This is a genomic window from Algibacter miyuki (assembly GCF_030409805.1).
GTDB lineage: Bacteria > Bacteroidota > Bacteroidia > Flavobacteriales > Flavobacteriaceae > Algibacter > Algibacter miyuki.
On the sequence record NZ_JAUFQP010000007.1, the window covers coordinates 335,997 to 361,089 of the forward strand.

The following is a 25,093-nucleotide window of genomic DNA, read 5'->3' on the forward strand; positions in this document are numbered from 1 at the left end:
ATGAAAACGTTAGAAGACTACCAAGCAGGCGAAGTTTTATTAATTGATAAACCTTTGAATTGGACATCCTTTCAGGTGGTTAACAAACTGCGTTGGGAAATTCGTCAAGCTTTCAACATTAAAAAAATTAAAGTAGGTCATGCCGGAACTTTAGATCCTTTAGCCACAGGTTTATTGGTGATTTGTACCGGGAAAATGACGAAACAAATAGACACCTTCCAAGGACAAATAAAAGAATACACAGGTACTATCGTTTTAGGAAGCACGACCCCATCTTTCGATTTAGAAACCGAAATTAACGAAACCTTCGAAACGGCACATATTACCAATGCTTTAATCCACAAAACAACTGAGCAATTTATTGGAGATATTGAACAATTTCCACCTGTTTTTTCAGCATTAAAAAAAGACGGAAAACGATTATACGAATATGCTCGTGCTGGTGAAGCCGTTGAAATTAAACCGAGAACCGTTCATGTTTCAGAATTTGAAATTACGAACATCGATGGTTTAAATATTGATTTCAGAATTGTTTGTAGTAAAGGCACCTATATTCGATCATTAGCTAACGATTTTGGTAAGGCTGTGCAATCTGGCGGCCATTTATCAGCCTTACGCCGTACAAAAATTGGGGACTTTAAGGTAGATAACGGCCTTTCTGTTGAAGCGTTTATAGCGGCATTAAAAGTCTAAACCCCTTATTTTTCCGTATATTTATTAAATAATTGCTAGTAATTCTATCGATTTGAACCTAACAGATCAACATAAAGCCCTACTTATAACGCTCCTTATTTCAGGAACGGTTATACTTACTGTGTTTAATTTGGGCCTCACCCAACATAGAGAATTGGCTGCTGAAAGTTATTACGAACTCGAACCTGAAAAGGAACTTACCAAGGAAGAAATTAAAATTCTAGAAACCTTAAAAAAACTTAATAGCGCTAAAGCGGAAACCAATTCGGCTTTTAACGAAACACAAAAAAGCACGCGTGCTTCCCAAGCCTACAAAACCATTGCACCGCCAGAAGATTACGTGCCAAAACAACGAAGTGATGCTGCAGTAATAGCTTCCAATACTTATGCTGATAAATACGGCGCCATAGAATCAAAATTAGATAAAGACGCTTTATCATCTTTCAATAAAGTTAACGACTTATTGAAAAAACAAAATGAAGAGGCTAATAATTCAAAAAGTACTATTGGGTTTTCTTTAGTTAATAGGACAAAAATCTATATTCCAATACCAGTTTACCTTTGTGAAGTTGACGGAAAAATTGTAATAAACATCACCGTAAACGCGCGTGGAGATGTTACCGATACTTATGTTAACACCTCATCAAACTCCTCAAACGACTGCTTAATTAAACACGCTTTGGAGTATGCTAAAAAATCTAGATTTAGCAGCGATGCATCGAAAGCATCGCAAATAGGTAGTATTACGTTTAACTTTATTGGTAAAGGTTAATTTTCAGCTACTGCTTTTAATTCCGCCACCTTATTAACAACATCATTTATAATATTTTGCCCTTTATCTTTATTATACCAGTGTTGTAAATCTTCTTTAAATTCAGGTGTTAAACCCCCATTTTCAGCTTTAAAACGGTTCACTAAATTCGTGGCTTCACTAGGTCGTGGGCCAAACGTATTTATAACCTCTCCCGATGCATCATCAATCATAATAACCTTCGGAATAGCTCTGTTGCCATTCGTTAAAAAATCATCCATAAGTCCGATATTTTCATCACGAAGCACCACCTTCATTTTGATATTATCGTTTAACTCTGCGAGCTTATTAATGGCGGGCAGCACATGCGCAGCATCGCCACACCAACTTTCGGTAATAACTAACCATGTTGTTTTTTGCTCCACATTTTTAATACGATTTTGAACATTTTCTGAAACTTTTATGGTTTTATCCCAACGCTTCATACGACGATTGTTCAACTTGGTATAATTGGCCAAATCGGCATTTTGTTCTGGTCCTGTCGACAAGCCATCTTCGGTTAATTGTTTAACTAACGTTCTATACTCCTGATAGGTTGTGGCGTTCTCTAATCCTGATTTTAAATTTGGGCTCATCTTTTTAATTTTAGTAACTTATACAAAATTAACATCTTGTATTCATATTTATAATGACATTTGTCATGTTTAACTTCTAAAACTTACAACACTGTAAATTGAATAAAAACTTTGAAGCCTTAAGTCCTAATTTCATAATACGTTGTGCTGTTTCTTTAGTATCGAAAAAACATTTATCCGTCCGACTTTTCATGTGTAAGCAATTTTCTCTATTTTGCCTATTCATTTTAAAGTGGACTAAAAAAACCAGATTTTATAATTCATTTAAAAACTCAAAAATCATGACAAAACACCGATGTGGCTGGTGCCAAGGCGATGCTTTATACGAAGCCTATCACGATGAAGAATGGGGTGTTCCTGTTTTTGATGACGCTACTATTTTTGAATTTTTGATTCTAGAAACCTTTCAGGCTGGTTTAAGCTGGATTACGATTTTACGAAAACGAGATAATTTCAGAAAAGCATTTGATCATTTCGATTATAAAAAAATTGCAACATACGACCAAAATAAAGAAGATAGCTTGTTGCAAGATGCCGGAATTGTTCGGAATAAACTAAAAGTAAAAGCTACGATTACCAATGCTCAAGCTTTTATAAAAATTCAGAAAGAATTTGGAAGTTTCAGTAAATATATTTGGGCTTTTGTAGATGGGAAACCTATTAAAAACAGCGTTGAGCTCTATAAAAATGCGCCACCAAATACCGCCATTAGCGATGCCTTGAGTAAAGATTTAAAAAAACGCGGATTTAAATTTGTGGGCAGTACTGTAGTTTATGCGCACATGCAAGCCACAGGTATGGTAAACGACCATGAAATAAATTGTTTTAGATATTCTGAAGTTTGATTTTTAGCGACGTTTTATCATTATTTCAAAAAAAATAATCACCAAATATTAAGCATGCCTTGTATTAAAAAATTCATCTTTCTAATCTTTGTTTTTATAAATGTAGAAGCTTTTTCTCAAGAACATTTTAGTGCTTTAGGCGAAACTACATTTGCTCTAAATAAAAAGGTTTCCAATACCTACGGAACCAACTTTACGTTACGATCTCGATATTTTCTATACAACAATCATCAATTAAAATACAACCAACAACAAATAGACCTCTATCATTTTTCAAAATTAAAACTGGATAAACGTCACAACGTAAGTTTAGGCATTTATTACAGAACGCGAGACCCGTTTGATAGTGGCAGCAATGAATTGCGCTTTACCCAACAGTTTACCTACAACAAGCGAAAATTAAACATGCGTTTTAGCCATAGATTCCGGGCTGAACAACGCGTTTTGAAAAATAAAACCATTTTTAGAGAACGCTATCGTTTTTCATTAAACCTTCCTATAAATTCGGACACCTATTTTATTGGAGCACTCGAAGGATTATTAAGTTTAAGCAAGCAAACAACTTTTGAACTAGACGAACGTTCTACCGCACAATTTGGCTGGCTATTGAGTGATACATTAAAACTACAAGCCGGTTTAGAGCATCGGTTAGAAGCTTTTAACATAGAACCTCAACATTATGTATTTGTTCTAACAAAAGCAGTTATAAGTATTTAAAAATGCAACATATCGAGATTGAACGGCCATATGTTAAAATGCAAAACATAATGCTAAATGTCTTCATTAAACATTGATGATTGCTTATTTTTACCTTTCCAAATAACATCCCTTTTTGCTTTTATGATTGTAAAAAACAAAAGCCTTTGGCAACTTGGCTTTGTCATTTCTTTTTTAATACTTTTTTCTACCTGTTCTAGGCAAGATACCGTTCGCCCTAATATAAAAACACGTCTAGCAGCATTAGATTCGTTAACGCTAACACAGGCGGAGCAATCTATTTTAGAACTAGACAGCCTATTGCTAAGCGACAATTTAACCACTTTAGAGCACGCCATGTTATTGTTTAACAAAGGGGAAGCCTTATACCTAAACGATAAATTTCACGAAGCATTTAACGTCCACTTAAAATCGTATGCATTATTTTCTGAATTAAAAGATAAATACAACGAAAGCCGCTCATTAATCACATTAAGTGGCGCCGCACTGCACATGGGCGATATAGAAACCGCCCAAGTTTATGCCTTGAAAGCATTGCATTTAGCACAATTAATAGACGATAAACGCATAGAAGGAAAAGCTTATAATCAACTTTTTAGTTTACATTTTAAATTAAAAGATTACGACAAAGCTTTAACTTATATACAAGCTACAGACAGCTTATATTCTAAAACCACAGACACAGCCTCCATTATTGCGATAAAAAGTAATACCGCTAGTGTTTACTTACAGCTTAAGCAATATAATAAAGCGTTATCAAGCTACTCAGAAGCGATGTCGTTAAGTCAATCTAAAGGCGACCCAAAAGCATTGGTTAGCATTTTGAATAATATTGGTTACACGTATATAGAAGCCGGAGAATATAGCATGGCCGAACAATTTTTAAGAGGTGCCATACAGTTAAATAAAAACATAAACGTCATTAACGCGGCACCTTATAAGGGTCTGGGTTCTATGTTTTTATTGACCACTAAAAATGATTCGGCTCAGGTTAATTACATAAAAGCCTTAGACATCTATGTGGCTAACAACAACATAAAAGAAGAAATAGAAGTACGCGATAAACTTATTGCAATAGCCATTATGGCTGGCGATTACGTAAAAGCACTAAACAATCAAATAGTTAGAGATAGCTTACAATTAAACGTAAGTCGCATTGAAAAAACCAGACTTTTAGATTTTGCTAATGTTAATTATGAAGTCAAGCAAAAGGAAACAGAAATTAATCATCAAAAAGAAATCAACTCTAGAAATCAATGGCTTTTAATTAGCACAGTACTGTTGGCAGTAATGCTGCTTATAGCAACCGCATTTTATATTTACAACACCAAGTTACGCGCCGCTAACAAAGCCTCTAAATTAGAGCAAAGCTTGTTGCGTGTGCAAATGAATCCGCATTTTATATTCAACACCTTAGCGGCCATTCAAAATGTAACTTTAGAAGGAAACCCTATAAAATCGTCTAATTATATTGCGAAATTCTCTAAACTTATTCGTCAGAATTTCGACTATGTTAGAAAAGAATCTATTACACTAGATAAAGAAATCGCCATGATTTCCAACTATATAGAAACCCAACAATTACGCTTTAACAACATATTTACCTATACCATCGACATTGAAGATTCCATTGCTGTTTCTGAAATAAAAGTCCCTCCAATGTTATTACAGCCTTTTGTTGAAAACGCCATAGAATACGGCTTAAAAGAGAAAAAAGAAGGAGGCAATCTACTTTTAAGGATTGAAAAAGAACAGCAAGGTTTATTGTTTATAATTCAAGACAATGGCATAGGCCGATCAGCAAAAGCTAAACAAGAAAAAATAACCGAAGAGTTACACGCCACATCCATTTTTATAGAACGCTTAAAAATGAGAAAAAAGGGTGAAGAGAAAACATTTACTATCGAAGATTTATTTGACGATAACAATAATCCAATTGGCACAAAAGTGTTTTTTAAATTAAAATTCTAATGATAAAAGCCGTTATAATAGAAGATGAGTTTAACGCTCTAAACACCTTAGACAAACTAATTAAATACACTCAAAAAGATATTGAGGTTATTGCTAAAATAGATAATATTATAGAAGCAACCGCCTTTTTAAAAAGCCAAACTCCAGACTTGGTTTTTATGGATATTGAGCTTATTGGTGGTAATGCGTTTCAAATTTTAGAAGCTTTAGATAGTATTGCTTTCAAAATAATTTTCACAACAGCTTATGATGAATTTGCTATAAAAGCCATTAAATTCGACACTATTGATTACTTGTTAAAACCTATAGATTCTGAGGAATTATCAGAATGTATAGACCGTTTTAGAGTCGCCTTTAAAAAAGAACAAGTCTATAAAAGTGCCATCGATAAGGTTTCAGAAATTAACGAAAAAGAAAACCAAAAAACATTATTAATTAAAACGGCAGACGCACAATATTTTCTTCAAATAAAAGATATTATCCGTTGCCAGTCCGATGGTAGTTACACCATTTTCCATACAGTCGATAAAAAAATAATGAGTGCGCGCAATCTAAAATACTACGAAAACATTTTAAGCGAACACACTTTTGTTAGAGTACACCAATCGCATTTAGTTAACATTAAATACATAAAAACGATTAGCGCGAATAACACAGTATCCCTAACAAACGATGAAAAAATACCAGTGGCAACTCGAAAAAAATCGTACCTAAAACAACTTTTAGACACTTTATAAGCGCAAATACAAAACGAAAAGTGGCACATGTGAAACGGTTTTAAAATCATCCTATCCAAGTCTTAGTTTTGAGGTAAATAAACAAATAACCTTAAAATTTAAAATCATGGGATTAAAAGAAAACCGATTTACTAAAACTTTTCAAGAGGAACAATTTCCACAATTAAAAGCTCAAATAATTGAAGCGGCAGGTTTCGATGTACCTTTAAATATTGAGTGGACAAACTTATTCGAAGATCGTTTTTTACACCTTTACAACGACTCTTACCCAAAAATTTATTTCTTACCATTTATTGAAGCTTTCACATCTATTACAGCAGACGATATGGGCAAAGAAGCGCTTGCTGAAAGTTTAAAAGAAATACACATAACAAATACTCAAGATCACCACAATCCTAGCAATGCCTTTAGTTTTTCTAACGGAATTTTAACTCTAGATCATAGCCCGATTCTTAACGCGGAAGATGTTGATAGACGCACCAAAGTGCTCGTTGATTTATTAGAAAACAATTTATAAGTAAGCGTTTTAATCTGTTGTTTAATTGGTAATAGTTATTGATATGTATAGATCTATTTTTTATATTTTTTTAATCGGATTGTTTTTATCGCTTGTTAGTTGCGGTGTTTCTGGAATGGAAGCAAAAAGGGGGCTCATAGCTTATTTAAAAATGCATCATAAAGATAAGTATGAGGTGCTTACTTTTAAAAGAGACTTTAATACCGCTAGTATGAATCCTGATTTATTTTGGGTAGAATTAAAACTTATTGAAAACCCCGACATCATTATAAATTTTGACTGGAATGCAAAAAATAATGCGCTATACATATCGTCTCATAACAGACAAGACTTAAGCATTGAATCGTTAACACGGTACCAACAACAAGAAATTGTATTAAGAAAAGAAATTCATGAAACCTTAGACAACGATGTTTTGGATATGGAAGTCAATGTGTTTAACCACACCATTAGCATCACTTTAGAGAAAGAGCCAACGCAAAAAGATTTTGAAACTTTTTCCAGAAAAATTGATTACGTTTTACAAGATTACCCAGACACTTGGACTCAAGAAGCTCATGTCGATTTTAAATTGAAAGACGAAAAGAAAGGTTTTTACGAACTTATAGTAAAGCCTAACACCTATAACGACAGCAAGCTTACGTTTAGATATTACCCAAACGCTATTGTTGCAAATAATTCGGGATCTAAAAAAGCAGAACATATTGACCATGTGATACAACAGGAATTCTCGAAACCCGAATCTCCTATTTATTTAAAGCACATTTGGGTAAATCAATCTAAATTAAACAGCTTTTATATTGCTTTTGAAAATCATGAACCTTTAAAAAGACCCGAAAAAAACAAACATTTAACGGAAGCTGTGGGCGTGTATATGGTAGAAATGAACTACCCCAACCTAGACATGAAAACTTTAACCTATTATGACTACAAAACCACACCTAGAGACGGCATCTTTCTTTATCTCATAGATCAGTTACCAGAAGATTACCAATACCTCATAGAGCACCCTTAACACCCGCTTACATCATGGAAAAAACATCATATTATAAAGCGTTTGTAGCCCAAACGCCAGAGGATATCCTACAATCTATTTTAAAAAAAGAAGAACCTATTTTAATAGCTATTTCTTTAACCAACGGCAGTTACATGGAAGGTACTCTCCTAGATATTTCAGCAGAAAACAAGCATCACAAATCGGTTTGTATGCTTTCAGAAAACGAGAACGTATCATTTTTCAATATACACGACATTACACTTGTAACGGTAAAACAACCTAAAAAAATGGTTGTAGAATTATCTAAAGGCGCTATCAGTAGGCCTTTATCATCTGCCAATCAAGAACTGACGGCTTTACAACTAAAACGCTGGATAAACAATGAAAAATTGCTATTAGGCAGTCATATAAACGATTTCAAAATAGACACACTCGATTTAAAAGTATTGAATAATAGATTGAATATTCAAGACGTGTTTGCTGCATTACAAACCGCTAAAAATAACATCATTATAGATGCCTTGGGTCAGGAAGCTTATCAAACCATTGACACCATTGTCTTGGAACAAGCCGAAACACTTCAACTTAAAATTCAATCTAAAACATTAACCATATCTCTAGCTATAGATAAGGCGCTGCCTGAAAATCTAGCGCACACTTTAGAAGAAAAACTTCTTCAAATATTATAAAAAATTCACTCAAAAAAATAAATACAATCTTAAAAAAACAATATTATGGGACTTAAAGAAAAAAGAATTATCCAAGCCTTTCAAAACGACCTATTTCCAGCATTAGAAACTGAAATTAACACCGCTGCAGGTTACACTGTACCTTTAAATATTTCATGGAATACCCTTATGGAAGATCGCTTTTCTCACATTTACAACGATACGTTTCCAAAAATATATTTTCTGCCATTAATAGAAGCTTTTAAAGCTATTTGTGTAGATTCTATGGGTGTTGAACTTTTACAAACCGGATTAAAAGAAGTGGTTATTGTAAACGAAAAAAACGAGCATAATATAGAACGTGCCATTACTTTTGAATCTGGTGTACTAAAAATAAACCACAGCCCAGTTATTAATGCCGATAAGGTTGAAGATAGAACTGCACGTATCATTTCTTTATTAGAAGACAAATTAGAAGAATTTGCTGAAGGCACTCCTGAAACAACAAGTACAGAAACTTCTGCTCCTACAACCGAAAAGAAACAAGAAGCAACAGAAACTCCCAACAAAATGACAATACAAGAATTGTATAATCAATCGCTTGTGCTTTCTCTAGAAAAGCAAGAGATTTTTAGCGAAATGGTAGAAGGTTTAGGCTGGAGTTGTGATATGCTAGAAGGTAAATTAACTTATGGTGACGATCAAGTTTTTGACATTCAAGTGTTAGGAACTTACGCGGAAAATGAAAAAAGCTGGTTATGGGCATGGGCAAATACCCAAAGTGGCATTCCTGAAAAATTTACACAAACCGCTTTAGCCATGAAAGCTATTGGTGAAGCTTACCAAATAAACGATTTAACAAACCCTAAAACAGAATTAAACTCCGATCCTGGCGCTTATTTTTCAACCATAGCATCTTCTATGCTAAAAGAGAGTTGCTACGTACCATTAACTTTTAAAGGCTTAACCGTTTATGTTACCGTTACTTCTCAAGAAGCAGACAGCAAAGCCCGAACTATTCCGGCTTTAATTTGCTCTCACTTTACCCAAGCTGCTGCAAATTATAAATTTCCACATAAATACAGCTTATACTTTTACTTAAAAGCAAAAGGTTACCAAGTAGAACTTCCTGGCAACAATATTATCGCTAAAAAGGATGACGATCAAATTCTAGGCATTTTCGATTTAAAAGGAAGACTTATGAAAATTTCTAATTCAAAACTAACAGTTCAAGCTTAAAAATATTATGGCATATACATCAGAAACTATTTCAGACTTAGAAAAAGAACATCAAGCAGCTTTAAACACAGCTCAAGAAAAAATGATGGCAGATTTAAATGAAGCACAAACTTCAGGAAACCACATCAAAATACAAGTAGCAAGTATTGATTTTCAAAATATAACTACAGAGTTAGCTATAGATTACACCAAACGTATTGAAGAAATTAACGCTTTAAATCATAAAGCTGTAGCCGATAATGAACCCCAAATCTACACTAACAATCGTGCAAATATCGATTTAAACCTTTTGGTTTATGATGGTGATAGAGACTTTGTTATTGAATTTCAAAAAGACGAATTAATACAAGACACCTTAAAGCGTGTAAACGAAAACAGCGGTAAGTTTAAGTCTAGAAAACACTTGTTAAAATCAAGCTTAAGACTTACAAAAACCCTAGCACCAATGCTTCATGAAATAGGGGAGCATTGCAAAAACACACTAAAATTAAAAGCTGATATTGAGTTTTTTGTATACCAAAGTGACATCTTTAACGCATCGTGCTATCCGCCAGACGACAATAAATTATACATTATTTTATCTTCAGGAATTTTAGAACGTTTTTCTAAGGAAGAATTAATTTTTGTTGTTGGTCATGAAATCGGACATGTACTTTTCGAACATTTTGATTATCCAGTTCGTCAAATTTTAGATGAAGGAGAGAACCATCTTGCACCTATACACGCCATGAAATTATATGCATGGAATAGAAATGCTGAAATAAGCGCAGATAGAGCCGGCTTATTATGCTGTCAAGATTTTGAAGCTGTAGGCCGTACATTCTTCAAACTGTCTTCGGGAGTTACTACAGATTCTTTAGATTTTCAACTTAATGCTTACATCGAACAATTTGTAGATTTAGAAGAAGTTTTAAACGATGCCAACCACGATCCTTCCGATTGGTATAGCAGTCATCCATTTAGCCCGCTAAGAATTAAAGCTTTAGAACTTTTTAATAAAAGTGAGACCTATGCTGAATTTAACACAAATATTACCGGTGAAATTACGGAAGAAGCTATGGAGGTTGAAATTAAGCGCATTATGTCGTTAATGGAACCAGAAAACCTAGATGATGAAAGTGAACATTCTGAAAAAATTCAACGATTAATGTTCTTAGGTGGATACCTTATTTCGAATGCAGATGGCGTTGTTGACGATTCTGAAATACAAGCATTAAGTAGTATTGTTGCTCCTAAAATTTTCGCCAATTGTATGATGACTATCAAAGGTCTTACAGAAAATGAAATGATAGACGAAGTACAGCAACTAACCAAAGATTTGGATATTGTATTATCGGTGATGCAAAAACTAAATATCCTTAGAGATTTATCTATTATATCCTATGCCGATGGTGAAATAGATGATAGCGAAATTAACGTTTTACACAATTTGGCAAGGCTATTATATATTAACACCGATTTTATAGATCGTGTTATTAGCGATGCTCAAGGTGTGAATTAATATACTTTTTCAATAAAAAAATTTAAAGCTCAGGGTGGATTCAATCTTGAGCTTTTCTTTTTTAATTTAATCATTACAGATAACTTAAAAACACCTCTCGATCAACCTCTTCGGCACCCAAACTTTCTAAATGATTGGTATACACCTGGCAATCAATTAATCTATAATTTGTATTCTGAATAAACGTAATAAATCCCACTTTACTCGCGTTACTTTCTTTAGTAAACATACTTTCTCCACAAAACACGCCGTTATTTAAATCTACGCCGTAAAGTCCGGCAACTAAAACATCATTTCGCCACACCTCTACAGATTTTGCATAACCTAATTCATGTAATTTTACATAAGCATCTATCATCCCTTCCGTAATCCAAGTTCCGGCTTGTCCTTGACGTTTCATTTTTGAGCACTCGGTAATAACGCTTCTAAAATCTTTGTTTATGGTGACTTCAAAATCAGTATTCCTTAAAACTTGACGCATACTTTTTGAAACTTTCAATTGCTTCGGAAATAAAACAAATCGTGGATCGGGAGACCACCATACAATAGGTTCATCATCATCAAACCAAGGAAAAATACCGGATTGATATGCGAGCAACAAGCGTTCGGTCTCCAAACCACCTCCAATGGCCAATACACCTTCGGGGGATGCTTCCGAGACATCGGGAAATACGATTTCGTTTGTTAAATATTGCATCTATTAAACCTTCATTTTAAATTGATATTTCATAAATAAAAAAACCTCAACATTTATTAAAATATTGAGGTTAAATTTAAAAAGAATTCCACCAAGTGGTTTTCTATTTCTTATTTATTAGAAAGGTAAATCGTCGTGATCTTCTTCTTTTAAATCTCCTGCAGGCTCAAAAGCATCTGCTGGTGGCACAGCTGGCATGCCTGCTCCAGAACCTTCTGCTTGTACTGCTTCAATTCTCCAACCTTGAATAGAGTTGAAATATTTAGTTTCTCCTTGTGGATTAACCCATTCTCTACCACGTAAGTTAATGCTAATTTTTACTTGTTGACCTACTTTATAACTATTTAATAAATCTGTTTTATCTTGTACAAATTCTACCATAATATGTTGTGGATACTGCTCCTCTGTTGTCACAACAATTTCTCTTTTTCTAAACCCATTACCACCAAAAGTTTGAGTTTCTCCAATCATTTTTACTTTTCCTTGAACTTCCATTATCTATATATTTATTTGTATTCGTAACTTCAAAATGCCTTATTTTATTAAGACAGCAATATTTTCCATGCGTTATTAACGTCGCCAAAACTTAAATAGTTCTGAGCTAGTTTATGTTTCTCCCGACGCGTTTCCAAACTAAACTCAGGATTCTTCTTCCTTAACGTATCAATAAAGTCATTAACAGATTCAATAGTTGGCAACATTTCAACATTACCCAACATGCCTAAATCGTTTCCTGTTAAAATCATGCTGTTTTTAACATCCTCCGGGAAATTATCAACTCCAATACCTAAGCTGCTAATTGGCTTCGGAATTTCAAAAAAACCTTCTTTTGCTCGGCTATAAAAACTACCGCCGGCTCGCGCAACCAAATCTAATTTTTCTTGATTTAGCGTTTCATCTTCATTTAAAACAGCTTCATCAATATGAAGTTTCACAACCTCACAAATCACTAAATTCCCAGCACCACCATTGTCTCCAAGCTTAATAATATCGTTCACCTTACATTCAAATTGCACTGGCGATTCTGCTACTCGAAAAGGCTTAACTACATCCGATTTCAGCATAGTTAATCCTGCTTTATCAAACTCATTTACACCATCTGCATACTCTGTACTTGCCAACGACATTTGATGCACCAAATCAAAATTAACCACATTAATAACCACTTCTTTTGTGGCTTCAACATTCATTAACGTGTGCTTTATCGTGTTATCACGAACACGCCTTGCTGGTGAAAAAATCAATATCGGGGGGTCGGCACTAAACACATTAAAAAAACTAAACGGCGATAAATTAGGCTTCCCTTCAGCATCGACAGTACTTGCAAAAGCTATTGGTCTCGGTGCTACTGCACCTAACAAATAACCATGTAATTTACTTGTTGAAATACTTTTGGGGTCTATAGATACCATAAAGTTTTTAATTTCTGCAAATGTAACTATTCTCTTGGGGAACTAAAAACAGATTTACTAACAAGTTGAACAATAATATTAACAGATTTCCGTAATATTACCTGTTAATTAACCGAAACATGATTTTCACCAAATATAATACGGCCTTCCGTTGGGTCATGATAGTGGCTTCTTTCATAATTGTCTCCTTAATTTTATGGAACACTTATGAATTTTTTCAGCATTTTAAACGCGAAGAAGACATAAAAATGGAAAATTGGTCGTTTGCTCAAACCGATTTTATAAACGATGAAAGTAATGGTGATTTAGAGCTCACCCTTAAAATTTTAAGTAGTAACAAAACCACGCCAATGCTTGTAATTAATGAAGACGGCAGCCTAGGTGACTATAATAATATTGACGAAACTAAAATTAACGACTCCCTTTATGTCCAAAAACTAATTGCAAAATTTAAGGAAGAAAACACCCCAAAACATGTAAAAATGGGCAACACCATAGTAAGCACTATTTACTACGGAAACTCACCGCTACTTAACAAATTAAAATATTATCCATTAGCATTACTCCTCATTATTTTTCTGTTTGCTGCCGTTATTTACTTTTTTTATAGTAGTAATAAAATTGCAACACAGAATAAGTTATGGTCGGGAATGGCTAAAGAAACCGCCCACCAAATTGGCACGCCACTCTCCTCTTTAATTGGATGGACCGAAATATTAAAAACCGAAAATGTAGATCCCGAATATATTCTAGAAATTGAAAAAGACATCGACAGACTGCAAACTATTACGGAGCGTTTTAGTAAAATTGGCTCCTTACCCACTCTTGAAATCGTCGATATTACTAAAGAAACCCGTGATTCTTTTGAGTATTTAAAATCGCGTTCTTCAAAGTTAATAGAGTTTGAAATAAACATCCCAGACGACGTTATTCCAGTGAATTTAAATAAACAACTTTACAGTTGGACTATTGAAAACTTAGTTAAAAATGCCATTGATGCCATGAAAGGACGCGGAAAGCTCAACATTGAAATTTCGCAACTTGAACAACAGGTGTTTATTAGAATTTCCGATACAGGGAAAGGCATTGCAAAAAAGGATTTTAATAAAATTTTCGAACCCGGTTACACCACAAAAAAACGAGGTTGGGGCTTGGGTTTATCATTAACAAAACGTATTATTGAAGATTTTCATAACGGAAACATAAAAGTATTACAATCAGAAAAAGGCGTCGGCACAACGTTTTTAATTACTCTAAAATGTGCACCTCATGAAGCAAGATAAGCTCATTACAGTAAAAGAAGTTGTTTTAAAAAACTACTGCCCCGAATGCTATAGCAACGAAGGCATGCAACTCACATTTAAACAACGTTTTATTGAAACTACTTTTTACAGACGTATTACAAATGATATTAAACATATTATTTCGTGTAAAACTTGCGATTCGGTAATTTATCCTGTTCAATGGGACGAACATATCGAACGTGTTTTTGAGTATCAGAAAAAGGCTTTCACCCCTAAAAAAGCATCACGTCAGTTCAAAAAACCAGCTTATATTATTTTTGCTTTGGTAGCTGTAGCTCTCATCGGTATAGCCGCTATTTTAATTTATAACGGTACTACAACTGAGCCTTAATAGCTTCGGCAAGCGCCTGGAACTCTTCCGTAGATAATTTTTGTTTTTGAATAAACCGTGCATCTTCCATAGATTGCAAGGGTATTAAATGCACATGTGTATGTGGCACCTCTAAACCAATAACCGAAACACCAATACGTTTACAAGGTACCGCCTTTTCCAGTGCTATAGCAACCGTTCTAGAAAAAGACATTAAACCGTTATAGGTAGCTTCATCTAAATCAAAAATTTTATCAACTTCCTGCTTCGGAATACAAAGCGTATGGCCTTTTGCATTTGGATTAACATCTAAAAAAGCTAAAAAACCGTCCGTTTCTGCTACTTTGTAACAAGGTATTTCGCCGTTTATTATTTTAGTAAAAATAGATGCCATAATATAGTTTTTTAAAAGCCTGTTTCATTTTTAAAATCAAACAGGCTGGTTTTTTTTAATTTAAAGTTTTTCGCTTTCGCGGAAATAGAACAACACGTGCCTATCTAGAAATTTCAACAATATCGAATTTCATAACGCCATTTGGCACCTGAATTTCGGCTACATCACCAACCGATTTCCCCAATAAACCTTTCCCGATAGGAGAGTTTACTGATATTTTTCCCGTTGCTAAATCGGCTTCACCATCGGCTACCAAGGTATAATTCATTTCCATACCATTGGTTTGATTTTTTATTTTCACCTTAGATAACACCAAAATTTTAGTATTATCCATTTGCGATTCATCAATAACACGTGCTCCCGCTAAAGCATCTTCAAGCTTAGAAATTCGCATTTCTAACATCCCTTGAGCTTCTTTCGCTGCATCATATTCGGCATTTTCACTTAAATCGCCTTTATCTCTAGCTTCAGCAATAGCGCGTGAAGCCTTCACTCGTTCTACATCTTTAAGCTGCTTAAGCTCGCTTCTTAATCTTTTTAGCCCTTCAGGTGTATAGTATGATACTTTACTCATAACTTCATCGTTTACTTAATAAAAAAGATTCCGAAATACCTTTTAATAACAGTTATTAAAGCTTTCGGAATAAAAAAATCTCGCTTGCACGAGATCTGATAACAAATATACAAAATAATTAACTCAATTTGCTTTTTGTTGTAAATTGCAAATCAATTTTCACAATAAATTATGAAATCTATATTATACCTCTTTTGCTTTGTTTTCTTGGCTGCCTGCAGTAGTGATAGTGTTGAAAAAAACCCATATTTACCAAACTACAGTTTTAATACCGGAAGTCTAATAAACACCAACTTACCAGAATACAGCCAACTAAAATTTGCTGCAAACTCTATTATTTTGAATAGCCCTTATGGCATAAATGGCGTGGTGGTTTATTATGCAGGAGGCGATAATTACAATGCTTTTGAACTTACCGATCCCAACCATCAAATAAGTGCCTGCTCGACGATGAGTGTTAATGGTCTTATTGCGACTTGCGATTGCGACGACGGAAATTCATACGACCTTTTAAACGGTATTAGAAGAGAAGGCACCACGGGCACTTATCCTCTAATTCGTTACCGTGTTGAAGTTTCAGGCTCATTAATTAGAGTATATAACAACTAAAAAAAGCGACTCTTTTGAGTCGCTTTTTTTATGAAAATTTTCAAATAATAATTAGAACTTAAAGGTAGCGCCTACTAGAAAATTGGCTGTGGCTTGCGGGTAATACCCAGCAAAATAACCAGTAGTTGTTCCTGTTTGGCTTCCTGAATCGTCATAATCATAAGATCCAAAATAACCATTAGACACATATTTCTTATTAAAAATATTGTTAGCTAACGCCGATAATGTAATCGATTTGAATATTTTTTCGGTTTTAATAAGGTAATTAATACTAAAATCGTTTACAAAATAAGCATCTAAAACAGAATCTTCGTTATCAGTATTCCCCATATATTGTTTCCCTACATACTTACTTAAAAGTGCGAGATTTAAATTTTCTATAGGAGAAAAATTAATAGAATTTCCGATAACCAATTCTGGTGAAAACGAGATATTTGTATTTCCTAATTCGGCAACTTCACCATTTATAGATGAACTAAAGTTTTTATTCTTATTAGTACTCAATGCCGCATTAGCCGCGATACCGAATTTTTCAGTAAACTGAATATTCGCATCTACCTCTAAACCTAAACGGTAACTTTTTCCGCTGGTAGCTCTAACAGGACTTCCAACATCATCCAACTCACCAGTTAACACCAATTGATTATGATAAAACATATAGTATAAATTGGAGTTTACACGGACTTTATTTTTATGAAAACGCCATCCTAATTCAATATCATTTAAACTTTCGTTTTCGGTAACACCAGCTTCAAAATCATCTCGATTTGGTTCGCGATTCGCAACAGCAAACGACGTATAGAAACTATTAAAAGGCGAATGTTTATAAGTTAAACCCACTTTTGGATTGAAGAAACTAAAATCAGCATCGGTAACAAATGGTGTTCTATCAGAATTTAACCCATTGGTTTTATACCCCACTAAACGGACTTGCAAATCAGAAAAACCAGTCCACTTTTCACCAAATTTAATAGTCACTTTTGAAAATGCACTAAAATCATGTTTAGAAGCATCGCCGAAATAATAATGATCTCTAATACCTGTGTTTTCGGCTAGGTCGCTTCCCCAAACAATTTCTCCAAAGTGGTCGCCATCATACGAACTGTATGATATTCCGCTGATAATCTCTAGTCCAGTTTTCTTATAAGTGACGTTTGCATTTACCACATAAAAATTATTATCCAACCAACGACGTACGATAACATCAGAATCTTCTTCAATTAAATTCCCGAAATCTTCCGCAGATTCTTCCGATTTATATTGCTCGAAATACCCCTTTCCTTTAGTGTAATTTAGACCAATATTTGTAGACCAATGATTATTAATACGCTCATTCCAGTGTAATTGGTAATGATCTTGCCAATAATTATCGGTTTCATTCTCATAAGTATATGGATTTTGACGACGATTTTCCTTCAACTCATCAGCCGTTAAACCGTACCAAGCTTGATACGTGCGTTCTTCATTTCCGAAAGTTAAAGCTTTAATTAAAGTGTTACCATCTTTATAAATCCCTTGTAGGAAATAAGATTTTAAATCGGTAAAAGCCCGATCTACATAACCATCCGAATACAACTTTGAAAAACGTCCTGAGACTTCAAAATGATCATTTAATAAACCTGTACTTAATTTTACGGTATGTTTTCGCGTACTGAAACTACCAAAACTGTTTGATATTTCTGCTGAAGCCTCTTCCGAAAACGCATCTGTTAAAAGATTTAAACTTGCACCAAAAGCACCAGAGCCATTTGTTGAAGTACCTACACCACGCTGCAATTGTAAACTTTCTGTTGAAGACGCAAAATCGCCCAAATTTACAAAAAATGAACCTTGACTTTCAGGGTCATTATACGGCATACCATTAATAGTTACATTAACACGCGTTCCATCGGTACCACGCACACGAATACTACTGTAACCTATACCAGCACCGGCATCACTAGTGGTAACTACAGAAGGTAAAAAATTAATAAGGGTAGGAATATCTTGCCCTAAATTACGTTTTGCTAGTTGTTCTTTAGAAAGATTAGAATGTGTAATTGGCGAATCGGCATTTACACGAACGGCTTTCACCAAAACTTCATCGAGTGTTTCTGTTTTAGTAGAATCTTGTTGTACTGGATTTTGTTGCGCATTTACACGAACGGTTAACACCAAGAGTGTTAATAAAAGAAAAATGTTTTTCATTACGATTATATTTATAACCGAATAAAAAGAGGTAATTATTCTTTAAAAATTAATTAGTTTTCGAAATGCTTAGCCCAGCTTAGCATAACTATTCACACCATTTTCATGATGTAACATTTCCTAAACAGCATTACCTGTTCTAGGTTCAATGGGTATGATCTCAGCCGATATTAGGCACCCCTTTTTTGAGAACGCTGCAAAAGTAGTTAACAATTTAGAATTAACCCTACAGAATGCATGAATTATTTCTAATCCAAATCGGGTTTACGCCTATTTACTTTTTTATCAGAAAGGTTCTTTTTATTTTTTAATCGTTTTCGAATAACAGATTTTGGAATTTTTGTAGGAATTCGTTTTTTCGGGACCACCAACGACGCTTTTACTAAAGCCAAAAACCGTTTAATAATAAGGTCTTTATTTTTATGCTGACTTCTACTTTCCCCGCATTGCATTAAAAGCACGCCATCTTTAGTTAAACGGTGGTTCAACTTTGCCAACAATCGTTCTTTTTGCCTTTCGGAAAACGCCGCCGAATTTCTTAAATCGAAACTCAACTCTATTTTAGAGGACACCTTATTAACGTGCTGCCCGCCCGCTCCCGAACTTCGAACGGCTTTAAATTGTAATTCCTGAACAAGCACTTCACTATTAAGCATAATTACCCTTGATGTTCTGGTTTCAAAAGATCGTTTACAGTTTTCACAGGGCTAAATGTATGCAATGGTACTTCAACAAAAATAGAAATCCAATCGGCCATACTTCCATTCCATAAACCCGGAAGTTCTAAAGCTTGAATATCAGTCCCGTTTTGTGTTTTCATAGTAATGAAAGCCGCTTCTGGATCAACATAATCTAGTAAATTAAACTTTTCGCCTTTGTAGTTTTTAACCGCACAAACCAAATCTGTTGGGTTAAAATGCGTGGCATTATTAACAATTTCTGCCTGTGCTTTATTTGCAATATCAATTTGAGCAAACTCCACAATTTGCAATGATACATCTCCATTTTCAGCTTTTACCCAAAACGGGCCACCGCCAGGCTCTCCAACATTTTTTACCATACCGCAAACACGCATGGGTCTATTCAACTTATTTTTTAAATAATTTTTCTTTTCTTCGGAAGTAAAATCATCAAACTCATCAACCAAAGCCACATTCATTTTTTTAGTGATATACAAAGCTATCGCGAGTAAATCTTCTTCGGAAACATGCTCTTGATCAAGCTGATTTAAGAATTCAAAAGCCTTTTCTTGTGCTTCAACTAAAACACCTGCAAGCATTTTTTTATATTCTGAAACGTCTTTGTTCTTTTCAAAAACAACAATATTATCAATGTTTTTAATAAATAAAAGGTCGGCATCTAAATCATTTAAATTCTCCAACAATGCACCATGACCAGCAGGTCTGAATAAGATAGAACCATCATCTTTTCTATAAACCTCATTCGCTGTTGTTAATGCCAACGTTTCGGTTTCTTCCTTTTGATATGAAAACGTAACGTGAAAATTTGTGTTTGTTTTGTTCTCTAAGATACTTTTTATTTTAGCAAATTCAGCATTAAAATATTTATGATGCTTTTCAGAAACCGTAAAATGAAGATGCGCTTCATTATTAGAAGATGCATATAATGTTGATTCTAGCAAATGCTCTTGAAATGCTGTAACAACACCAGTTTTATACGTATGAAAAGGCAATAAACCTTTCGGAAAAAAGCTATAATTCAAGCCTTCTTCGTTCAACATAGTTCTCACAAACTCAAAACATGCTTCGCCTTTGTTTAAACTGTTGAAGTCTGAATTTTCAGATTCAATTTTCGCTAAAACCTCATCATAAAAAGGAAGATTTTTCAATTCTGAAACAAAAGTTTCAATTAAACCATCGTTTGATTTTTCAATGTACGATTCAATAGATTCCTTTTGAGCATCAAAATCCTTCAAAAAAGTGAACAAAAACTTAAACATTCGCGTTGCCGCACCAGAAGCAGGCACAAACTTTACAATATTTAAGCTGTTTTGTCTAGCTTCAAAAAGTGCGATATAATTTTTATGTTCTGCTTCGGAATAACCCTCAATACCCGTACCAATATTGGCAGCAGCTATTAAATTAGAATACGCCATGCCGTTTTTAATTCGCGACACTTGTGCTTCTACTTCTTTTATCGTTATTCCTTTATTATCAAACTGTTGAACGTCTTGTTTAGAAAACATTATTTTTTATTTAAAAGTTGATCTATATGTTTAATGGCTGTTGCCAAGCGCGTTTTTTTATCGCCTTTTAACAACACATAAGGTCTGTTATATTTAATTAATTCATCTTGAAAAGCGTTAAACATCGCTAATCGTTCCTCGGGTTTATCACGTAAATCGTCTGCTTCCCAAGGCGTATCAATATAAGTTAAAAAATACAAATCGTAAGTGTTTTTTACAGCATATTTTTCAAGCAATGGGTCGCAAGTCTTTAAGTAACAGGTTTCTGAATACACTTTAGTTTCCAGTAAATCAGTATCACATATCAATACCGAATCTGTTTTTTTAGACAATGCATTTTCCAATTTCATTTGTCCTCTAGCAATAGGCAACAAATCGTTAGCTTCGCATGTTTTTCGCTCATTATTCCATTTTTCTTGGAGATAATCGCGTGCAAATTCGGGTACCCATACAGAATGATAATACCGTGCTAATTGTCGAGAAAGTGTTGTTTTTCCAGAAGATTCCGGGCCGAACAAAACCACTTTTATACAGTCTGCGGGGTCTTGTTGATAATCTTTTTCCATGCTAAATAGCCAAAAATGGCAATAAATGTAAATCCTAAATATTGAAAACTTGTAAACGTAAATCCTTTATGAAAATATAATGGTATTGAAATAATATCGCCAACAATCCAAAATATCCAATTTTCTATTTTTCGTCGTGCCATAAGCCACATACCAACAAAAAATATAGCTGTAGTTAAGGTATCTACATAAGCCACCCAACTGGTCCATTTACCGAATACCTGATAAATTATATAAACAAAAACTAAAGTGGCAATAAATATGAGTACACTTAATTTTTTCTCTTTTAAAGTGGTTCTAGAAATGGGATTCATATCGGCATCATCAACTTTTCTAGTCCAAACATACCAGCCATAAATACTCATAACAAAATAGTAAACATTGATCATCATGTCTCCCAAAAGTTCCCATTTCACCAGTAAATACACAAAAATAAGCGTGCTTACCATACCTGTTGGAAATACCCAAATTTTGTTTTGCTTAGAATACCATACCGAGAGAAATCCGAAAATTACAGCTACAATTTCGAGGATAACATCCATGGTGTCGTAATCGGCATATTGTTTGAAAAAAAAATCGATCATGGGACTATTTAACTTACTTATATCAATACTAAAAACATATTCAAAATTTATTTCTGCAATGCATCAAAAAACAATTCGTCATCTTCAAAAGCTGTGCCAATAACCACTAAATCGGCTCCGGCACTGTAGGCTTTTTCTAATTGTTCTAAATTTCTAATACCACCACCAACGATTAGAGGCACTTGTAAAACCGCTTTTACTTTGGCAATAATAGTTTCTAAAACAGGAACTTTCGCACCGCTTCCAGCCTCCAAATATATAAGTTTCATTCCTAATAAGCTTCCTGCTTTTGCAGTATCTGCAATATCTTGAATATTTTCAGTAGCCATTGGCATTGTTTTAGTAACCTGCTCAACAGCAGTTTCTTTTCCGCTTTCAACTAAAATATACCCTGTAGGAATCACCTCTAATTTCGTATTCTTTAATTTAGAAACCGCCTTAACATGCTTCCCTATTAAATATTCTGAATTTCTACCAGAAATTAAGGACAGGAATAAAAGAGCATCAGCACTTTCGGTTATTTGTGAAACATCGCCAGGAAATAAAACGATAGGTAATTGAGTATATTTTTTAATTTCAATCACTAAAACCTCAGTAGCATGCTTGTCCACAATACTACCACCAACAAAAATATGAGTGGCTATAGATCGATTTACTTTTTCAATAAAACTTGCAGTGTTTTCAACCAAAAACTTATCCGGATCTATTAAAACCGCCAACTGCTTTTCGTTATTTTTTATTGAATTTAATATGTTCATTTTGTTTTATTTCCCCGTAAGGGAAAACTTTTTTATTGAATCGTCTTGAATTCAAAAAAGACAATGCTTCATTAAAATTTTAATTATTCTTCACCTAAAGCAAAAGCACAAGTAAAGCCTTCGAACTCGAAAAAGTGTACCAAATAGCGGTATTTCACATCTTCATAATCTATCCAAGCCACGGTTTCTTCATCTTTCAATTCAAAAGGAATTACTAAAAAGCAATTTTTAAAACTAGCTCCAGGCGTAGCAAAAAGTTTATATAAAGATTCTTTTACGCACCAAACAGCAGTGAGTTTTTTAATATAATCAGCAGCGTTCTTATCTAAATAATCAGCTTCGTATCCCACAAATTTATGTGCAATTACAGTAATTTTATCACGTTGCTTTTCAATATCAACACCTACAATCCCATTACTAATAATGACAGCCGAAAACTGAAAAGAATGTGTTATCGAAATCTGTTTCCCATCTTTTAAATGGGGTTTTCCATTTTTATCATAAAATAAATCGGCATCTTCATACCCAAATTCGGCCAACAAATGTCTCACGCTTAAAAACCCACGTTGGTGTAGTTCACTTTTCATTCCTAAAACCCGTTTTAAGGTTTCTGGTTTCAAAGTTAGTGGCGCCATTAAATCGTCGAAAGACTCCGTGATCTTCCACAATTTAACAACAGTTTGTGAATTTGGCGTTATGGTTTTATAAAGCGGCATTTAATATTCTGAATGTTATTGATTATCTTTGCACAATCTTAGGCAAATTATACGATTTCGACGAGCGAATTTAACCATTTTAACACGAATCGCAATCCTGTTTAAGTTATTAAATAAAAAAGAATATTGATATGAGCACAAAAACAATTCCTTACGTAGCTAGCAAAGTTAAAGATATTTCTCTTGCAGCATGGGGACGAAAAGAAATAGAATTAGCCGAAGCCGAAATGCCAGGTTTAATGAGTCTTCGTGAAGAATACGGCAACTCGCAACCTTTAAAAGGCGCGCGTATTGCAGGATGTTTACACATGACGATACAAACAGCCGTTTTAATTGAAACGCTACAAGCTTTAGGTGCAGAAGTAACTTGGAGTTCTTGTAACATATTTTCTACGCAAGATCAAGCAGCAGCAGCCATTGCAGCAGAAGGAACAGCAGTTTACGCTTGGAAAGGATTAACGGAAGAAGAATTTGATTGGTGTATCGAACAAACACTTTTCTTTGGTGAAGATAGAAAACCATTAAACATGATTCTTGATGATGGTGGTGATTTAACCAACATGGTTTTAGACAAATACCCAGAATTAGCAGCCGGAATTAACGGACTTTCAGAAGAAACTACAACAGGAGTTCACCGTCTTTACGAGCGTGTAAAAAACGGAACATTACCAATGCCTGCAATCAACGTAAACGATTCTGTAACAAAATCTAAATTCGATAACAAATACGGTTGTAAAGAATCTGCAGTAGATGCTATTCGTCGTGCAACAGACCTTATGCTTGCTGGTAAACGTGTAACTGTTTGTGGTTATGGTGATGTTGGTAAAGGTACAGCTGCCTCTTTTAAAGGTGCAGGATCTATTGTAACAGTAACAGAAATCGATCCAATTTGTGCGCTTCAAGCAGCAATGGACGGTTTTGAAGTTAAAAGACTAGAGACTGTAGTAGGGAATTCAGATATTATTATCACAACAACAGGAAATAAAGACATTATCCAAGGGCGTCATTTCGAAGCCATGAAAGATAAAGTTATCGTGTGTAACATTGGGCATTTCGACAACGAAATCGATATGGCGTGGTTAAACAAAAACCACGGTAACACTAAAAACACAATTAAACCACAAGTTGATAAATATACTATCGACGGTAAAGATATCATTATCCTTGCAGAAGGTCGTTTAGTAAACTTAGGTTGTGCTACAGGTCACCCAAGTTTCGTAATGTCTAACTCATTTACAAACCAAACTTTAGCTCAAATTGAACTTTGGACAAACGCAGAAGCATACGGAAACGATGTGTACATGTTACCAAAAGCTTTAGACGAAAAAGTAGCCAAATTACACCTTGCAAAAATTGGTGTAGAGCTTACTGAACTTCGCGAAGACCAAGCAAGCTATATTGGTGTAACTGTAGAAGGACCATACAAACCAGAACATTACAGATACTAAAAAAACGATAGTTTTTTTCTACTGAACTTGTTTCAGTATCTCAATAATAAATTAAAT

28 protein-coding genes are annotated in these 25,093 nt (G+C 34.3%); 15 read left to right on the forward strand and 13 right to left on the reverse strand.

All coding sequences use genetic code 11. The features are described 5' to 3' along the window. Together truB and QWY92_RS04490 are read left to right on the forward strand one after the other, a co-directional pair. Positions 1 to 693, forward strand: a complete 693-nt coding sequence (gene truB / locus QWY92_RS04485) for a tRNA pseudouridine(55) synthase TruB (RefSeq protein ID WP_290268784.1) — start codon at positions 1 to 3, stop codon at positions 691 to 693. A 52-nt stretch (positions 694 to 745) separates the two neighbouring features. Continuing rightward, positions 746 to 1,465, forward strand: a complete 720-nt coding sequence (locus QWY92_RS04490) for a hypothetical protein (protein WP_290268785.1) — start codon at positions 746 to 748, stop codon at positions 1,463 to 1,465. Here QWY92_RS04490 and QWY92_RS04495 read toward each other — a convergent pair. Next, entirely contained in the window at positions 1,462 to 2,079 is a 618-nt protein-coding gene (locus QWY92_RS04495) for a thioredoxin family protein (protein ID WP_290268788.1), read from the reverse strand. The two genes, QWY92_RS04490 and QWY92_RS04495, sit on opposite strands and share 4 nt — an antisense overlap. A gap of 281 nt (positions 2,080 to 2,360) precedes the next feature. Between QWY92_RS04495 and QWY92_RS04500 the strand changes: the two genes are divergently transcribed. From QWY92_RS04500 to QWY92_RS04540, 9 genes are all read left to right on the forward strand, one after another. Further along, complete coding sequence (locus QWY92_RS04500) at positions 2,361 to 2,924, forward strand: DNA-3-methyladenine glycosylase I (protein ID WP_290268790.1); 564 nt, start codon at positions 2,361 to 2,363, stop codon at positions 2,922 to 2,924. A 54-nt stretch (positions 2,925 to 2,978) separates the two neighbouring features. Further along, on the forward strand, positions 2,979 to 3,641 hold the full coding sequence (locus QWY92_RS04505) for a DUF2490 domain-containing protein (protein WP_290268792.1): 663 nt from the start codon (positions 2,979 to 2,981) through the stop codon (positions 3,639 to 3,641). 57 nt (positions 3,642 to 3,698) lie between these two features. After that, positions 3,699 to 5,612, forward strand: coding sequence for a tetratricopeptide repeat-containing sensor histidine kinase (locus QWY92_RS04510; RefSeq protein ID WP_290268793.1), 1,914 nt, complete (start codon positions 3,699 to 3,701; stop codon positions 5,610 to 5,612). Then, positions 5,612 to 6,349 carry a LytR/AlgR family response regulator transcription factor gene (locus QWY92_RS04515; RefSeq protein WP_290268795.1) on the forward strand — a complete coding sequence of 246 codons (738 nt, stop codon included), beginning with the start codon at positions 5,612 to 5,614 and terminating at the stop codon, positions 6,347 to 6,349. Before QWY92_RS04510 ends, QWY92_RS04515 begins: the two co-directional genes overlap by 1 nt. Positions 6,350 to 6,455: 106 nt before the next feature. Beyond that, on the forward strand, positions 6,456 to 6,866 hold the full coding sequence (locus QWY92_RS04520) for a hypothetical protein (protein WP_290268798.1): 411 nt from the start codon (positions 6,456 to 6,458) through the stop codon (positions 6,864 to 6,866). A 151-nt stretch (positions 6,867 to 7,017) separates the two neighbouring features. Further along, a complete protein-coding gene (locus QWY92_RS04525) occupies positions 7,018 to 7,881 on the forward strand; it encodes a hypothetical protein (protein WP_290268799.1) in 864 nt (287 codons plus the stop codon). 14 nt (positions 7,882 to 7,895) lie between these two features. Next, positions 7,896 to 8,552, forward strand: a complete 657-nt coding sequence (locus tag QWY92_RS04530; protein WP_290268800.1) for a hypothetical protein — start codon at positions 7,896 to 7,898, stop codon at positions 8,550 to 8,552. Positions 8,553 to 8,597: 45 nt separating this feature from the next. Beyond that, positions 8,598 to 9,770 (forward strand): DUF6882 domain-containing protein, encoded by a 1,173-nt coding sequence (locus tag QWY92_RS04535; protein ID WP_290268802.1) that lies wholly within the window; start codon positions 8,598 to 8,600, stop codon positions 9,768 to 9,770. A gap of 7 nt (positions 9,771 to 9,777) precedes the next feature. Further along, a complete protein-coding gene (locus tag QWY92_RS04540; RefSeq protein WP_290268804.1) occupies positions 9,778 to 11,271 on the forward strand; it encodes a M48 family metallopeptidase in 1,494 nt (497 codons plus the stop codon). Positions 11,272 to 11,344: 73 nt separating this feature from the next. On the opposite strand, the gene aat is transcribed toward QWY92_RS04540, so the two are convergent. The 3 genes from aat to QWY92_RS04555 all read right to left on the reverse strand — a co-directional run bounded on the left by aat (position 11,345) and on the right by QWY92_RS04555 (position 13,380). After that, positions 11,345 to 11,968, reverse strand: a complete 624-nt coding sequence (gene aat, locus QWY92_RS04545) for a leucyl/phenylalanyl-tRNA--protein transferase (protein ID WP_290268805.1) — start codon at positions 11,966 to 11,968, stop codon at positions 11,345 to 11,347. A gap of 117 nt (positions 11,969 to 12,085) precedes the next feature. Beyond that, positions 12,086 to 12,463: a DUF3127 domain-containing protein gene (locus QWY92_RS04550; RefSeq protein ID WP_290268806.1), complete on the reverse strand. Its 378-nt coding sequence runs from the start codon at positions 12,461 to 12,463 to the stop codon at positions 12,086 to 12,088. A gap of 47 nt (positions 12,464 to 12,510) precedes the next feature. Then, on the reverse strand, positions 12,511 to 13,380 hold the full coding sequence (locus QWY92_RS04555; RefSeq protein ID WP_290268808.1) for a flavin reductase family protein: 870 nt from the start codon (positions 13,378 to 13,380) through the stop codon (positions 12,511 to 12,513). A gap of 119 nt (positions 13,381 to 13,499) precedes the next feature. Between QWY92_RS04555 and QWY92_RS04560 the strand changes: the two genes are divergently transcribed. Both QWY92_RS04560 and QWY92_RS04565 read left to right on the forward strand, forming a co-directional pair. After that, positions 13,500 to 14,663: a sensor histidine kinase gene (locus QWY92_RS04560; protein ID WP_290268810.1), complete on the forward strand. Its 1,164-nt coding sequence runs from the start codon at positions 13,500 to 13,502 to the stop codon at positions 14,661 to 14,663. After that, on the forward strand, positions 14,650 to 15,015 hold the full coding sequence (locus QWY92_RS04565) for a hypothetical protein (protein WP_290268811.1): 366 nt from the start codon (positions 14,650 to 14,652) through the stop codon (positions 15,013 to 15,015). The genes QWY92_RS04560 and QWY92_RS04565 overlap by 14 nt, the downstream gene beginning before the upstream one ends. Here QWY92_RS04565 and QWY92_RS04570 read toward each other — a convergent pair. Both QWY92_RS04570 and greA read right to left on the reverse strand, forming a co-directional pair. Beyond that, complete coding sequence (locus QWY92_RS04570) at positions 14,999 to 15,388, reverse strand: HIT family protein (RefSeq protein WP_290268813.1); 390 nt, start codon at positions 15,386 to 15,388, stop codon at positions 14,999 to 15,001. The genes QWY92_RS04565 and QWY92_RS04570 overlap by 17 nt on opposite strands. Positions 15,389 to 15,488: 100 nt before the next feature. After that, complete coding sequence (gene greA / locus QWY92_RS04575; protein WP_290268815.1) at positions 15,489 to 15,962, reverse strand: transcription elongation factor GreA; 474 nt, start codon at positions 15,960 to 15,962, stop codon at positions 15,489 to 15,491. A gap of 171 nt (positions 15,963 to 16,133) precedes the next feature. On the opposite strand from greA, the gene QWY92_RS04580 reads away from it, so the two are divergent. Then, complete coding sequence (locus QWY92_RS04580; RefSeq protein ID WP_290268817.1) at positions 16,134 to 16,571, forward strand: hypothetical protein; 438 nt, start codon at positions 16,134 to 16,136, stop codon at positions 16,569 to 16,571. A gap of 51 nt (positions 16,572 to 16,622) precedes the next feature. Here the strand turns inward: QWY92_RS04580 and QWY92_RS04585 are convergent, their stop codons facing one another. The 7 genes from QWY92_RS04585 to QWY92_RS04615 form a co-directional block, all read right to left on the reverse strand. Next, positions 16,623 to 18,758, reverse strand: coding sequence for a TonB-dependent receptor (locus QWY92_RS04585; protein ID WP_290268819.1), 2,136 nt, complete (start codon positions 18,756 to 18,758; stop codon positions 16,623 to 16,625). 248 nt (positions 18,759 to 19,006) lie between these two features. Next, positions 19,007 to 19,414, reverse strand: coding sequence for an alternative ribosome rescue aminoacyl-tRNA hydrolase ArfB (arfB, locus tag QWY92_RS04590; RefSeq protein WP_290268822.1), 408 nt, complete (start codon positions 19,412 to 19,414; stop codon positions 19,007 to 19,009). A gap of 2 nt (positions 19,415 to 19,416) precedes the next feature. Next, positions 19,417 to 20,964 carry a DUF4301 family protein gene (locus QWY92_RS04595; protein ID WP_290268823.1) on the reverse strand — a complete coding sequence of 516 codons (1,548 nt, stop codon included), beginning with the start codon at positions 20,962 to 20,964 and terminating at the stop codon, positions 19,417 to 19,419. Next, entirely contained in the window at positions 20,964 to 21,530 is a 567-nt protein-coding gene (locus tag QWY92_RS04600) for an AAA family ATPase (RefSeq protein WP_290268824.1), read from the reverse strand. The genes QWY92_RS04595 and QWY92_RS04600 overlap by 1 nt, the downstream gene beginning before the upstream one ends. Beyond that, on the reverse strand, positions 21,491 to 22,114 hold the full coding sequence (gene pnuC, locus QWY92_RS04605) for a nicotinamide riboside transporter PnuC (protein ID WP_290268826.1): 624 nt from the start codon (positions 22,112 to 22,114) through the stop codon (positions 21,491 to 21,493). The genes QWY92_RS04600 and pnuC overlap by 40 nt, the downstream gene beginning before the upstream one ends. A 47-nt stretch (positions 22,115 to 22,161) precedes the next feature. Next, positions 22,162 to 22,872, reverse strand: coding sequence for a phosphoglycerol geranylgeranyltransferase (locus tag QWY92_RS04610; protein WP_290268829.1), 711 nt, complete (start codon positions 22,870 to 22,872; stop codon positions 22,162 to 22,164). Positions 22,873 to 22,955: 83 nt separating this feature from the next. Then, positions 22,956 to 23,588: a 4'-phosphopantetheinyl transferase family protein gene (locus QWY92_RS04615; RefSeq protein ID WP_290268832.1), complete on the reverse strand. Its 633-nt coding sequence runs from the start codon at positions 23,586 to 23,588 to the stop codon at positions 22,956 to 22,958. Positions 23,589 to 23,719: 131 nt separating this feature from the next. On the opposite strand from QWY92_RS04615, the gene ahcY reads away from it, so the two are divergent. After that, a complete protein-coding gene (ahcY, locus tag QWY92_RS04620) occupies positions 23,720 to 25,036 on the forward strand; it encodes an adenosylhomocysteinase (RefSeq protein WP_290268835.1) in 1,317 nt (438 codons plus the stop codon). Positions 25,037 to 25,093 lie beyond the last annotated feature (57 nt).